The sequence below is a fragment of the Pseudomonas sp. PAMC 25886 genome, assembly GCF_000242655.1.
Classification (GTDB): domain Bacteria; phylum Pseudomonadota; class Gammaproteobacteria; order Pseudomonadales; family Pseudomonadaceae; genus Aquipseudomonas.
The window spans coordinates 27,800-40,413 of record NZ_AHHC01000083.1 but is presented as its reverse complement, the minus strand read 5'-3'; the positions used below and the strand labels follow the sequence as shown (position 1 = coordinate 40,413).

Here is a 12,614-nt window from a genome sequence, read left to right as displayed (position 1 = left end):
AGCAGCGCTTTGAGGTACCAGCGGGTTTTGTTGACCAATAGGTCAGGAACTCGCACGAAGCGAATTATGCTTTTGTATACAAATAAAGCAAATAATGTTTTCTATTTTGTGTGCGAAAAGGATGAAAGGCAATTCAGGATTGGCCACCGAGTGCCTTGTTTACTGCCAGCCAGCCCTCTACTGCCGTCTCGCCAGCCTCGGCAAACGCCCGTTGCAGCAGCTTCACTTGCTCGCGACGCAACGACTGTTCGAAACGCTGACCTTCTTCGGTCAACTCCAGCAGGCGCTTACGTTTGTCGGTCTCTGAAGCCACGCTATTCACCAGGTGCATTTCCTGCAATTGGCGCAACGGCATGTTCAACGCCTGTTTGCTCACGCCGAGCAATTCCAGCAATTCCTTGACGCTCAAGGCCGGGTAGCGCGCGATAAAAAACACGATGCGTTGATGCACCCGGCTCAGGCCACGGCGCTCCAGCATTTCGTCGGCCTTGGCGGTGAACGCCTGGTAGCCGAAGAAGAAGGCTTCCATGGCGGTTTGTTGGCTGGTCTGGTTTTTAAGGTCAAGCATATTGACGTATCTGCCCAAGTCGTCGTAATTTCGGTCAACCAGTTTGACGTATTTTCCTCAGGCTTCGCTACCGGTGACCCATATGGCCTTCTCAGAACGTGTTTCGCGCCTCAAAAGCTCCTTGATCCGTGAAATCCTCGCGGCGGCGCAAAAGCCGCAGGTGATGTCCTTCGCCGGTGGCCTGCCGGCCGAAGTGATGCTGCCCAAGCTGGATTGGGAAGGCATGCCGCTGAATATTGGCCAGTACGGCATGAGCGAAGGCGAGCCGCAGTTGCGTGAGTTGCTGGCGGCCGAGGCGCGGGGGCTGGGTATTGCGTGCCAAGCCAGCCAGGTCATGGTGGTCAGCGGCTCCCAGCAAACCCTGGATTTGGCGGCCAAGTTGTATATCGACAAAGGCACCAAAATCCTGCTGGAAGGCCCGACCTATCTCGCGGCGTTGCAGATTTTCCAGCTGTTTGGCGCCGAGTGCCTGACCGTACAGCTTGAAGCGGACGGTCCGGACCTGAAGGCGCTGCGCAACAGCCTTGAGCAGCATCGTCCATCCTTCGTCTACCTGATCCCGACGTTCCAGAACCCGTCAGCCGTGCGCTACAGCGAGGCCAAGCGCGAAGCCGTGGCTGCACTGCTGGACGAGTTCGGCGTGACCCTGATCGAAGACGAACCCTACCGCGAGCTGACCTTCGACGGTGGCAGCGCGCAACCCATCGTCAGCCGCCTGAAAAAGGCCAGCTGGATCTACACCGGTACCGTGTCCAAGACCCTGTTGCCGGGCCTGCGGGTCGGCTACCTGATCGCCAGCCCCGACCTGTTCCCACACCTGCTCAAGCTCAAGCAGTCGGCCGACCTGCACACCAACCGGGTTGGCCAGTGGCAGGCAATGCAATGGATCGGCACCGAGAAATACCAGCACCACCTGGTGGAACTGCGCAGCTTCTACCGAGGCCGCCGCGATGCGTTCCAGGCTGCACTGGAGCGACATTTCAGCGACCTGGCCGACTGGCAAATACCCCAGGGCGGATTATTCTTCTGGCTGACCTTGAAACAACCGCTCGACACCCGCACCTTGTTGGCACCTGCGCTCGACCAGGACATCGCGTTCATGCCCGGTGAACCGTTCTTTTCCGAGCCGGATAACCATCACGGTCACTTGCGGCTCAATTTCAGCCATATCGACCCGGCGCGCTTGGACGAAGGTCTCAAGCGTCTCGCTGCGGTGGTCCGTCAAGCACAGCACGCGCAAGCGGCATAAGGGGAGCCTCCATGTACAAGGTCTACGGCGATTACAAATCGGGCAACTGCTACAAGGTCAAACTCATGCTCAGCCTGCTGGGCATCGACTATGAGTGGATCGATGTCGACATTCTGAAAGGCGACACCCAGACCGCCGAGTTCCTGGCCAAGAACCCCAACGGCAAGATCCCGGTGCTGGAGCTTGAAGACGGTACCTGCCTGTGGGAATCCAACGCGATCCTCAACTTCCTGGCCGACGGCAGCGAGTTCCTGCCGACCGAACCGCGCCTGCGCACCCAAGTGCTGCAGTGGCAGTTTTTTGAGCAGTACAGCCATGAGCCGTACATCGCGGTGGCGCGGTTTATCCAGTTTTACCTGGGGCTGCCGGAAGATCGGCTGGAGGAATACAAGAAGCTGCACAAGGGCGGTTACAAGGCCCTGAAGGTGATGGAGCGCCAGTTGCAGCTGACGCCGTACCTGGTGGGCGACCAGTTCTCGATTGCCGATGTGGCGTTGTATGCCTACACCCATGTGGCGGATGAAGGTGGTTTTGACCTGGGCGCTTATCCGGGCGTGCAGGCGTGGCTGAAACGCGTGGCCAGCCATCCAAAACACGTGGCAATGCTGGGCTGATCACCGAAACCCTGTAGGAGCCCGGCTTGCCGGCGATAGCGCCCTCAACGACGCCATCGCCGGCAAGCCGGGCTCCTACAAAGCGCGCAATTCTTCATTGAGCAACTCAAAACAGCGCTGCGCCGCCGGGCTCAACGGCTGCCCACTGCGACTGATCAACCCGATCTCCCGGTTCACGCCCGGATGATCAATCGTAATCCGCTTCAACCCCTCCAGGCTGTCCGCCGCCGACTCCGGCAGAATACTGATCCCCAATCCCTGCCGTACCAGCGCCAATACCGTCGACATGTAATTGGCCTCCATCCCCGCTTGCATTGTCACCTGTCGCTCATCGAACAACGCGTCTACCTGTTCGCGCACGCTGCTGTCGCGCCCGGTGAGGATGATCGGCTGATTGGCCAGTTGGGTCAGGGTCAACCGGCCATGGCGCGCCAGGGCGTGATCCAGCGGCACAAACGCACACAGCCGGTCATTCAGCACCGGTACAAACGCCAATCCGTGACTCAGCCGCGCTCGTACACCAATGCCGAAATCCACCTCACCCGAACGCACTTGCGCATGAATCCGATGGGCCACCAGGTCGTGCAGCCGCACCTCGATCCCGGCGAAACGCTCGCGAAACAGACGCAGGGCGGGAGGCAAGGCGCCGGCGCACACGGAGGGCAGGGCGGCGATGGTCACCACGCCCCGGCGCAAGGCCGCCAGGTCGCGGGAGCCGGTGACGATGTTGTCCAGGTCCAGCAACAACTTCTCCATCGGTCCACGGGCATCCAGGCCGGCAGCGGTGATGCTGACGTGGCGCGGGCTGCGGTCGAGCAGGGCAACGCCCAGCCATTCTTCCAGTTGCTGCACCTGAACGGTCAGTGCTGAGGGCGACAAGTGCAGCTCATTCGCCGCCCTGGTAAAGCTGCCCGTGCGGGCAACGGCGAGAAACGCCTGGATATGCTGGATCGAATTTTTCATTTTTATTTTGCTCGAGCGTTTTGTTTTTACGAATATGAAGTGACGAATATTCCAATTTACAAAGCCTAACGCGATTCCAATACTCCAGGGAAAACAATAACCGGCCGAAAACGCCGTTCTGGAGCTACCCCATGCTCGCTACCCTGGGTGTCATCACCATCCTGTGCCTGCTCACTGCCGTCATGAGCAAGCGCCTCTCGCCACTGGTGGCCCTGATCGCCTTGCCGATCATCGCCGCGCTGCTCGGCGGGTTCGGCCTGCAAACCAGCGCCTTCATCATCACCGGCATCAAGAACGTCGCCCCCGTGGTGGGCATGTTTGTGTTCGCGATCCTGTTTTTCGGGATCATGACCGATGCTGGCATGCTTGACCCCATCATTGATCGCATCCTGCGCACGGTAGGGACGCGTCCTACACGAATTGTCGTCGGTACGGCGACGCTGGCGCTGCTGGTGCACCTGGACGGCTCCGGCGCGGTGACCTTTTTGGTGACGATACCGGCAATGCTGCCGCTGTATACGCGGCTGGGCATTGATAAGCGCATCCTGGCCTGTGTGGCGGCGATGGCGGCCGGGGTCAACTTCCTGCCGTGGACCGGCCCGGTGCTGCGCTCCTCGGCGGCGTTGCATGTGCCGGTGGCGGACCTGTTCCAGCCGCTGATCCCGGTGCAGATCGTCGGCCTGGTCTTTGTGTTCGCCTGCGCCTGGTGGCTGGGCCGCCGTGAAGAAAAACGCCTGGGCCTGGGCGCCGGCTCCAGTGTGGACGCGGTGCCGCAACGGGTGCTCAGCGACGATGACATCGCCCTGCGTCGCCCGCGTTTGTTCTGGGTCAACCTGATCCTGACGGTGCTGGTGATGGTGGTGATGATTGCCGGTTGGGTCGACCCGGTGGTGATGTTCATGCTCGGCACCGTGGTTGCGCTGTGCATCAACTACCCGAATGTCGACGCCCAGCGTGCGCGGATCGACGCCCATGCCAAAACGGCCCTGACCATGGCCAGCATCCTGCTCGCCGCCGGGGTGTTCACCGGCATCATGCAAGGCACCGGCATGCTCAAGGCCATCGCCGAAGTGGCGGTGGCGCAGATTCCGGCGGGCCACGGCAAGCTGATCCCGGCGGTGGTGGGCTTTCTGTCGATGCCGTTGAGCATGTTGTTTGATCCCGATTCCTACTACTTCGGCGTGATGCCGGTGATTGCCGAAGTCGGCAAGGCGCTGGGCGTCGACCCGCTGCAAGTGGCCCAGGCCTCGCTGCTGGGCGTGCACACCACCGGCTTCCCGGTCAGCCCGCTGACGCCCGCGACTTTCCTGCTGGTGGGCCTGTGCAAGATCGAATTGGCCGATCACCAGCGCTTCACCATCCCCTTTCTGTTTGCCGCGTCAGTGTTGATGACCCTGACAGCTTTGCTCCTGGGAGTGATTTGAAATGAAAACCTTGCGCATCGGTTCCGGCGCCGGCTACTCCGGTGACCGTGTCGAACCTGCGGTGGAATTGGCCGAACGGGGCGACCTGGATTACCTGGTCTTCGAATGCCTGGCTGAACGCACCATCGCCCTGGCGCAACAGGCACGCATCAGCGACCCACAAGGCGGTTACGACCCGTTGTTGAGTGAGCGCATGCGCCGTGTGCTGCCCTTTGTCGGCCAGCCCGACGGCCGCCGGCGCCTGCGGGTGATCACCAATATGGGCGCGGCCAATCCGGTGGCGGCGGCGGTTGAAGTGCGGCGGATTGCCAGCGAATTGGGGCTTAATCTCAAGGTGCTGGCGGTGGTGGGGGATGACGTGCTTGAGGTGTTGCGCCGCGAGCCGGAGCAGTTGCTCGACAACGGCCAGACCCTGGGCTCATTGGGTGACCGGCTGATTTCCGCGAATGCCTACCTGGGTGCCGAGGGCATTATCGAGGCCTTGCGCGCCGATGCCGACGTGGTGATCACCGGCCGGGTAGCAGACCCGTCGTTGTTCCTGGCGCCACAGATGTTTGAATTCGGTTGGGCCGCCGATGATTGGCAGCGCCTGGGGCGCGGCACGCTGGTGGGGCATTTGCTGGAATGTGCGGGGCAGGTCAGCGGCGGCTACTTTGCCGACCCGGGCTTCAAGGATGTGGACGACCTCGCGCGGCTGGGCTTTCCGTTGGCCGAGATTGACGCAGACGGTGAGGTGCTGATCACCAAGGTCGCAGGTTCCGGCGGGCGGGTCAGCCGTGCCACCTGCACCGAACAACTGATCTACGAAGTGCACGACCCGGCGGCGTACCTGACGCCGGACGTGTGCGCGGACTTCTCCAGCGTGTCGTTTACAGAGGAGGCCGTGGACCGGGTGCGGGCACACGGCGCAAACGGGCGGCCACGGCCTGAACAGTTGAAAGTCAGCGTGGGGTATCTGGACGGCTGGATCGGCGAGGGGCAGATTTCCTACGGCGGCCCGGGGGCGGTTGCCCGTGCGCAACTGGCGCGTGATGTGGTCCTCAAGCGCCTGGAATTGACCGGCGTACGCATGCAGGACGTGCGCGCCGAATTGATCGGCATCGACTCCCTGCACGGCCCACGCAGCACTGTTGAACCGTGGGAAGTGCGCTTGCGCATCGCCGCCCGTTGCGAAGAACGCAGCGAGGCGGTGCGCGTCGGCAATGAAGTGGAAACCCTCTACACCAACGGCCCGTCCGGTGGCGGTGGTGCCAGCAAGGGCCTGCGCCAGGTGGTGGCAGTGGCGTCATTGCTGTTGCCCCGTCACGCGGTCAATCCGAGGATCGAATCATGAAGCTGCACACCCTGGCCCACTCCCGTACGGGAGACAAGGGCGACACCTCGAACATCTCGATCATTGCGTATCGGGCCGAGGACTATCCGCTGCTCTGCGAACACCTGACGGCTGAGGCGGTGGCGGCGTTTTTTGCACCGTTGCTGGAGGCGGGGGCGGCACCGGTGCGGCGGTACGAGTTGCCCAACGTGCAGGCACTGAACTTCGTGTTGCCGGGGATCCTGCGGGGCGGGGTGACGCGGTCGCTGGCGCTGGACGCCCATGGCAAGTGCCTGGGTTCCGCGCTGCTGGACCTGCACATCAACCTGTAGGAGCCGGCTTGCCGGCGATAGCGGCTTGAAGAGGGGCGGAGAACCCGCCGGCCTCATCGCTGGCAAGCCAGCTCCTACAAAGGGCAGGGCGGGTTTCAGACCGCCGCAAACCGCTTGTCGAGGTAATCGATGATCACCTTGGAGTCGTACATCCAGGTGGTCTGGCCGTTCTCTTCAATGCGCAGGCACGGCACCTTGATCTTGCCGCCTTGCTCCAGCAGGGTCTGGCGGTCCTGCTCGTTGTTCTTCGCGTCCTTCAACGCCACCGGCACGTTCAGGCGGCGCAGGGTGCGGCGGGTCTTCACGCAGAACGGGCAGGCGTGGAACTGATACAACGTCAGGTCCTTGGCCGACTGGTCGACCAGGGCTTGAGCGCTCGCCGGGCGTTGTTGCTTGCGCGGGCGGGTGATGAAGTCGCCGAAGATGATGATCTGGCCGAGGCCGACTCGAAGCGCTTTAACGAACACGGTTATAAACCTCTTGCCCTAAACTTTAGGGGCCGCAGCTTACCTGATTTTTCACAGGCGAAAAAAAACCGGCGATGAACGCCGGTTTTTCCAGGTGCTGCGTGTTACTTGATCAGGCTGAGAAACTCGCTGCGGGTAGCCGCGTTTTCGCGAAACTCACCCAGCATCACCGAGGTGATCATCGAGGAATTCTGCTTCTCCACACCGCGCATCATCATGCACATGTGCTTGGCCTCGATCACCACCGCAACGCCCAGGGCGCCGGTCACCTGCTGGACCGCATCGGCGATCTGGCGGCTGAGGTTTTCCTGGATCTGCAGGCGACGGGCATACATATCGACGATACGCGCGACCTTCGACAGGCCCAGCACTTTGCCGCTCGGGATATATGCGACGTGAGCCTTGCCGATAAACGGCAGCAGGTGGTGTTCGCACAGCGAGTACAACTCGATGTCCTTGACCAGCACCATTTCGCTGTTGTCAGAGCTGAACAAGGCACCGTTGGTGACTTCTTCGAGGGTCTGTTCATAGCCGCGGCAAAGGTACTGCATGGCCTTGGCGGCACGTTTTGGCGTGTCGAGCAGGCCCTCGCGGGAAACGTCCTCGCCGAGCTGGCCGAGGATCGCGGTGTAATTCTGTTCCAGGGACATGAAACTACCTAGTGGGATTTTCGCAAAGGGCAAGGGTACGGCGGCCGACACATCGCTGCAAGCCTGACGATGGCACTTGTTACTCGTCGCGGCCTTCCATCATGGTGCGCTTGAGCATCACATACACCGCGCCGGCGCCGCCGTGGCGCGGTTGGCACGAGGTGAAGCCGAGCACCTGGGAATGCTGGCGCAGCCAGGTGTTGACGTGGCTTTTGATCATCGGCCGCTTGCCGTCCAGGCGCACAGCCTTGCCGTGGGTGACGCGCACGCAGCGGATTTCGAATTTGGTGGCTTCGGCGAGGAACGCCCAGAGGGTTTCGCGGGCTTTTTCGACGGTCATGCCGTGCAGGTCCAGGCTGCCCTCGAACGGGATCTGGCCGACCTTGAGCTTGCGCATCTGGCTTTCCTGCACGCCGTCGCGGGCCCACATCAATTCGTCTTCGGGGCCTACATCGATAACGAATTGATCCGACAGGCCGTCCACGGTGGTGGCGTCAGTACGCACGGTCGCGGCCTGGCGCAGCTTGGCGATCTGGGCGCGGTCGGTCTTGGGTTTGCCGGTCTCGGCGCGATCGTGCTTGATCGGCTTGACGCCGCGCAGCTCGTTCTTGAATAGGGAAAAGTCGTCGTCTTGCATGTCAGCCTCCGCGAAGGGCGGGCAGTTTACCTAATCGCGGCGGCTTGATGCGCAACAAACGCTATCTGGATGCCATCAGTCGTGCTTTTTCATCAGGTGCGACGCGATGTTCAATGACAGGGGCTGGCGCATGCGCCGACGCAAACGGCGCCACAGCCATACGCCGAACCACAGTACCAGCAGGCCGATCACCAACAGTATTGCAGAACCGCCAGGGCTGGCATTCAGCTCGCCCAGTGCCGGTGAGTGTCCCAACAAACCAGCGGCGCCGGCGATTGCCAGCAGCACGCCCACTATCGCAAACAGCGCGGCAAAGCCGGCGCCGATGCGCAGACGCCAGTTGCTCGGGCCCTTGGGGCGCAAGCGACGAGCGTCAAAACCATCGGATATCTTCATTCCGACCTTTCCTCCAGGGTATCGGCCCTTCGACCGGAAGATACACAGGTTGTTCCGGGTACAGAGGCAATTGCTGCAAATGACAGGCTTTTGCGGATGAGCGGGCGGCTACCCGCTCATCGAAGGTCGATCAGATCAGATCTTTGGTCAAGGCGAGGGTGGCGAAGTTGTCAGCCATGATGGCCATTTCGGTCTGCTGCACGTGGTCGGCGCTGAGGATGCCGCCTTTGTAAGGCAGGTCGCGGGTGGCGCAGGCGTCTTCCACCAGGGTGCAACGAAAGCCCAGGTTCTTCGCCGCGCGCACGGTGGTGCTGACGCTGGAATGGCTCATGAAGCCGCAGACAATCAGGTCCAGGGAGCCGAGGTCCTGCAGGTGCTTCTCAAGGCCGGTGCCGTGAAAGGCACTGGGCAGCAGCTTGCCGATGATGGTTTCGTCGGCCTGGGGTTCGAGGCCGGGAATGAATTCACCGCGCTCGCCCTGGGGATCAAACAGCCCGCCGACCGTGCCCAGGTGGCGCACATGCACGATCGGGCGCCCGGCGTTGCGCGCGGCAGCGGCCAGTTGCTTGATGTTATCGACAGCAGAATCCATGCCCGAAAGGGCGAGGGGGCCACTGAGGTATTCCTTCTGGGCGTCGATGATCACGAGGGTCGCATGGTTCAGGTTCGCCGCTGCGTAACCACGACCGCTGAGTTGAAACATCGTCTTTGGAACGGACATTCTGGGGCTCCTGTGAGTGGGGCTTTTGTGACATTGTCCTCTGGCTGAGCGCTTCTGTGAATCGCTACCATCGTAAGGTACGCCGTTGTTGGCGTGTAGCGATGTCAATAGGGCACTACGTTTAAGCAAAAAGCACGATTAAGATGAAATCCGACGTGCGGCAAAGGGTTTTTCGTACATCGTCGGTACAGCTTAAGACTGTTAGAATCGCCGGTCGTTTTTTCCAGGAGCTTGCCCCCGTGATCACTTCCCGCCTGCGCACCTTGCGCGACCACATCCGATGGGCCGTCAGCCGTTTCCATGGGGAAGACCTGTTTTTCGGCCATGGCACCGACAACGCCTGGGATGAAGCCCGGCAACTGGTGCTCGGCGCCTTGCACCTGCCGTGGGAAATTGCCGACAGCTACCTGGATTGCAACCTGGAAGAAGAGGAAATCTCCCACGTGCAGCGGTTGCTGCACCGCCGTATCCATGAGCGTGTCCCTACCGCCTACCTGTTGAAGGAAGCCTGGTTCTGCGGCATGTCGTTTATCGTCGATGAGCGCGTATTGATTCCACGTTCACCGATTGGCGAACTGATCGAAAACCGCTTCGAACCGTGGCTGGGCACGCCGCCGGCACGCATTCTGGACCTGTGCACCGGGTCCGGCTGCATTGGTATTGCGTGCGCCTACGAATTCCAGGACGCCGAAGTGGTATTGGGCGACCTGTCCTTTGAAGCGCTGGAAGTGGCCAACCAGAACATCGAGCGCCATGGCGTCGATGAGCGTGTGTATACCGTTCAGGGCGATGGTTTTGACGGTTTGCCGGGGCAGCGGTTTGACCTGATCGTGTCCAACCCGCCGTATGTCGACGCCGAAGACTTTGCCGACATGCCGGATGAATACCAGCACGAGCCGGAACTGGGCCTGGCGTGCGGCGATGATGGTTTGAACCTGGTTCGGCGGATGCTGGCCGAGGCGGCGGATCACTTGACCGAGAAGGGCTTGTTGATTGTCGAGGTGGGCAACAGCCAGGTTCACGTCGAGGCGCTGTACCCGGAAGTGGACTTTGCCTGGCTGGAGTTCCAGCGTGGTGGGCATGGGGTGTTCATGTTGACGGCTGAGCAGTGCCGGGCGCATCAGGCGGTGTTTGCCGCCAGGGTCTGATCTAACGGCAGGAATACGGTCAGTGTGGGAGCTGGCTTGCCTGCGATAGCGGAGTGTCATTGCCGGGGATGCTGGCTGATACACCGCTATCGCAGGCAAGCCAGCTCCCACATTTGTATCCGGTTTCTGCAGAAGGATTACCGATGTGTTGCAATCCAGATCAACAACCCCGCCTGAAACACGGTAAACGCCACCAGGCACGTAATCGTGAAGCGCAGCCCGCTGTCTTCGCGCTTGAACTTGGTGACCTTTTCCTCTTCCTTGCGCAGCTTCACTTCCTGCTCGGCCAGGTTCTGCTCGGCCTGTTGTAGCATCTGCGCCGCTTCCAGAATTTCCACGAACTGCAGCTTTTCGGTGTTCCAGCTGTCCAGCACATCGCTGACCTTGCCCGGCTGCACGTTGCCCTTCAAATGCTGGACATCGGCATAGGCCACATCAAAACCCTGGATGCGCAGGAAGTGATCACGCCGCAGGCGTGTCGCTTCGTTGAGCGCATCCTTGTTGGCCAGGTCAACGCCGTCGACGCGATAGTGCGACCACTTCTTTTTCGCCCAGGCAGCGCCCTGGGCCACCAGGAAACGGCCGATGCCGCGGTTCGCCGGTTCGATCTCCAGGCTGTTGCCCGGACCAAAATGCACCCGGTGGGTGGCGTGATCGACCCAGATATCCAGGTGATTCTGTTCCCGGCGTACCCGCTGGCCAGGCAACTGAATGACCATGCGCAGCAGGCTGCGGTCCTTGTTACTGCGTTCGGCCCAGCCAAATTGCACGAAGCGCAGGGGCCGTACGCCGGTGGCGCGGTCGGTGGCCAAAGGGGCCAGGCGCAGCATCTTGAAATGTTCGGCCTGTACCTCCGCCCACGGTAACGCGGCCGATGCGGCGGCCTCGGTTTCAGCCGTGTTCTCGGCGGTAGATTCGGGTGTTGCTTCGGTGTTCGTCATTCGGCGCGATCCTGTCCAAGCTCTGCGGGCCGACAGGCTTTTTGCTGTCGACCCATGGCTTATCGGCCGTTTTACTCAGGACTGGAGGGGGAATACTCGCTTAACTGGCGCGAAGTCCGTCGATAAAGCGAACCAGGCGGGTGCCCAGTTCGGCAGCCAGCGGCAGCTGAGGGTCGTTATAGGATTCCAATTGCTGCTTCACGTCATTGGGCACGATCCGCATCACGTGGTTCATGCCCTCGATCACCGTCAACTCGGCGTCCGGCTTGGCCTTCTGCAGTTGTTGCGCATCGGCCACGCCGACCTGCAGGTCATTGGTGCCCTGGATGATCAGGGCCGGCATCTTCAGTTTGGCAAAGGCCGCCGCCGGATCGGCGCGGAACAGGCTGATCAGGTAAGGCTGCACGCTGGGTCGGAAAATGCCCTCAAGCGGCGTGGGCACATCGGCATCCACCTGGCCGGCCTTGAGGTGGTCGAGAATCTGGTTGCTGCGCAGCAACAGCGCAGGCGGCATGTGATCGGCCAGTTGCTGGCGGATCACCTGGTCCACCGGGCGGGCGCTGCCGGACAGGGAAATCACCCCGGCCGGGTTGAGCTGTGGGGCGGCGAGGGCAGCCACCAGCGCACCTTCACTGTGGCCCAGCACAATCAACGGCCCCATGCGCGGGTCGGCCTTGAGCAGCTTGCCCCAGGCCACGGCGTCGGACACGTAGGCGTCCAGGGTCAGGTTGCGTTCATCGGGGGTGGCAGCAAGGCTGGCGGCCACGCCGCGTTTGTCGTAGCGCACACTGGCGATGTTGTGCCGGGCCAGCACCCAGGCCAGGCGCTTGAGGCTGTCATTGCGCGCGCCATCGGCGCTGTTGCCGTTGCGGTCGGTGGGGCCGGAGCCGGGAATGATCAGCACCACCGGCACTGGCTTGTCGGATTTGGGCAACAACAGCGAGCCAAACAGCTCGCCGCTGCCGGTGTCCAGGCTGATGGGCCGTTGCAGCACGACAGGGGAGGCGGCGAAGCCAAGGCTGGAAAACAGGGTAAGGGTCAAAAGCAGAACTCGCAGCATCATCGCGCCATCATGAGGAAGGTGCCGGTTGGACCAATGTCTACCGGTAAGGTTTCGATGATGATCTAGTCGGTTAGCCTGCGTATACTGGCCGCCTTAAGTTATTACGGTTGACTTGATTCAACTGATTTC

General features: G+C 61.4%; 15 protein-coding genes. 6 read left to right on the top strand and 9 right to left on the bottom strand.

The genetic code is table 11. The annotated features are described in order from the left end of the window. Positions 1-133: 133 nt before the first annotated feature. A complete protein-coding gene (locus MUM_RS0126725) occupies positions 134-568 on the bottom strand; it encodes a MarR family winged helix-turn-helix transcriptional regulator (protein ID WP_010176086.1) in 435 nt (144 codons plus the stop codon). An 82-nt stretch (positions 569-650) separates the two neighbouring features. On the opposite strand from MUM_RS0126725, the gene MUM_RS0126720 reads away from it, so the two are divergent. Both MUM_RS0126720 and MUM_RS0126715 read left to right on the top strand, forming a co-directional pair. Beyond that, the gene (locus tag MUM_RS0126720) at positions 651-1,817 is read left to right on the top strand and encodes an aminotransferase-like domain-containing protein (RefSeq protein ID WP_010176085.1); all 1,167 of its coding nucleotides are present in this window, start codon (positions 651-653) and stop codon (positions 1,815-1,817) included. Between the two features lie 11 nt (positions 1,818-1,828). Then, the gene (locus tag MUM_RS0126715) at positions 1,829-2,431 is read left to right on the top strand and encodes a glutathione S-transferase family protein (RefSeq protein WP_010176084.1); all 603 of its coding nucleotides are present in this window, start codon (positions 1,829-1,831) and stop codon (positions 2,429-2,431) included. A gap of 75 nt (positions 2,432-2,506) precedes the next feature. Here the strand turns inward: MUM_RS0126715 and MUM_RS0126710 are convergent, their stop codons facing one another. After that, positions 2,507-3,394, bottom strand: coding sequence for a LysR family transcriptional regulator (locus MUM_RS0126710; protein ID WP_010176082.1), 888 nt, complete (start codon positions 3,392-3,394; stop codon positions 2,507-2,509). 131 nt (positions 3,395-3,525) lie between these two features. Between MUM_RS0126710 and MUM_RS0126705 the strand changes: the two genes are divergently transcribed. Genes MUM_RS0126705 through MUM_RS0126695 form a run of 3 tightly spaced genes read left to right on the top strand, consistent with a single transcriptional unit; the run spans position 3,526 to position 6,462 of the window. Next, positions 3,526-4,818, top strand: coding sequence for a CitMHS family transporter (locus MUM_RS0126705; protein ID WP_010176080.1), 1,293 nt, complete (start codon positions 3,526-3,528; stop codon positions 4,816-4,818). Between the two features lies 1 nt (position 4,819). Further along, positions 4,820-6,151 (top strand): acyclic terpene utilization AtuA family protein, encoded by a 1,332-nt coding sequence (locus MUM_RS0126700; protein ID WP_010176078.1) that lies wholly within the window; start codon positions 4,820-4,822, stop codon positions 6,149-6,151. Continuing rightward, positions 6,148-6,462 carry an AtuA-related protein gene (locus tag MUM_RS0126695; RefSeq protein ID WP_010176076.1) on the top strand — a complete coding sequence of 105 codons (315 nt, stop codon included), beginning with the start codon at positions 6,148-6,150 and terminating at the stop codon, positions 6,460-6,462. Before MUM_RS0126700 ends, MUM_RS0126695 begins: the two co-directional genes overlap by 4 nt. Before the next feature lie 95 nt (positions 6,463-6,557). Here the strand turns inward: MUM_RS0126695 and MUM_RS0126690 are convergent, their stop codons facing one another. The 5 genes from MUM_RS0126690 to MUM_RS0126670 all read right to left on the bottom strand — a co-directional run bounded on the left by MUM_RS0126690 (position 6,558) and on the right by MUM_RS0126670 (position 9,333). Beyond that, entirely contained in the window at positions 6,558-6,929 is a 372-nt protein-coding gene (locus MUM_RS0126690; RefSeq protein ID WP_010176073.1) for a glutathione S-transferase N-terminal domain-containing protein, read from the bottom strand. A gap of 104 nt (positions 6,930-7,033) precedes the next feature. Beyond that, entirely contained in the window at positions 7,034-7,579 is a 546-nt protein-coding gene (gene folE, locus MUM_RS0126685; RefSeq protein ID WP_003204506.1) for a GTP cyclohydrolase I FolE, read from the bottom strand. Between the two features lie 79 nt (positions 7,580-7,658). Continuing rightward, positions 7,659-8,216, bottom strand: a complete 558-nt coding sequence (locus MUM_RS0126680) for a Smr/MutS family protein (RefSeq protein ID WP_010176067.1) — start codon at positions 8,214-8,216, stop codon at positions 7,659-7,661. 75 nt (positions 8,217-8,291) lie between these two features. Beyond that, positions 8,292-8,612, bottom strand: a complete 321-nt coding sequence (locus tag MUM_RS0126675; protein ID WP_010176065.1) for a hypothetical protein — start codon at positions 8,610-8,612, stop codon at positions 8,292-8,294. Between the two features lie 130 nt (positions 8,613-8,742). Next, positions 8,743-9,333 (bottom strand): cysteine hydrolase family protein, encoded by a 591-nt coding sequence (locus MUM_RS0126670; protein ID WP_010176063.1) that lies wholly within the window; start codon positions 9,331-9,333, stop codon positions 8,743-8,745. 239 nt (positions 9,334-9,572) lie between these two features. Between MUM_RS0126670 and prmB the strand changes: the two genes are divergently transcribed. After that, on the top strand, positions 9,573-10,481 hold the full coding sequence (gene prmB, locus MUM_RS0126665) for a 50S ribosomal protein L3 N(5)-glutamine methyltransferase (protein ID WP_003213129.1): 909 nt from the start codon (positions 9,573-9,575) through the stop codon (positions 10,479-10,481). Positions 10,482-10,618: 137 nt separating this feature from the next. Here prmB and MUM_RS0126660 read toward each other — a convergent pair whose 3' ends face one another. Both MUM_RS0126660 and MUM_RS0126655 read right to left on the bottom strand, forming a co-directional pair. Next, a complete protein-coding gene (locus MUM_RS0126660; RefSeq protein ID WP_010176061.1) occupies positions 10,619-11,422 on the bottom strand; it encodes a hypothetical protein in 804 nt (267 codons plus the stop codon). Between the two features lie 100 nt (positions 11,423-11,522). After that, positions 11,523-12,485: an alpha/beta hydrolase gene (locus MUM_RS0126655; RefSeq protein ID WP_010176059.1), complete on the bottom strand. Its 963-nt coding sequence runs from the start codon at positions 12,483-12,485 to the stop codon at positions 11,523-11,525. Positions 12,486-12,614: the final 129 nt, after the last annotated feature.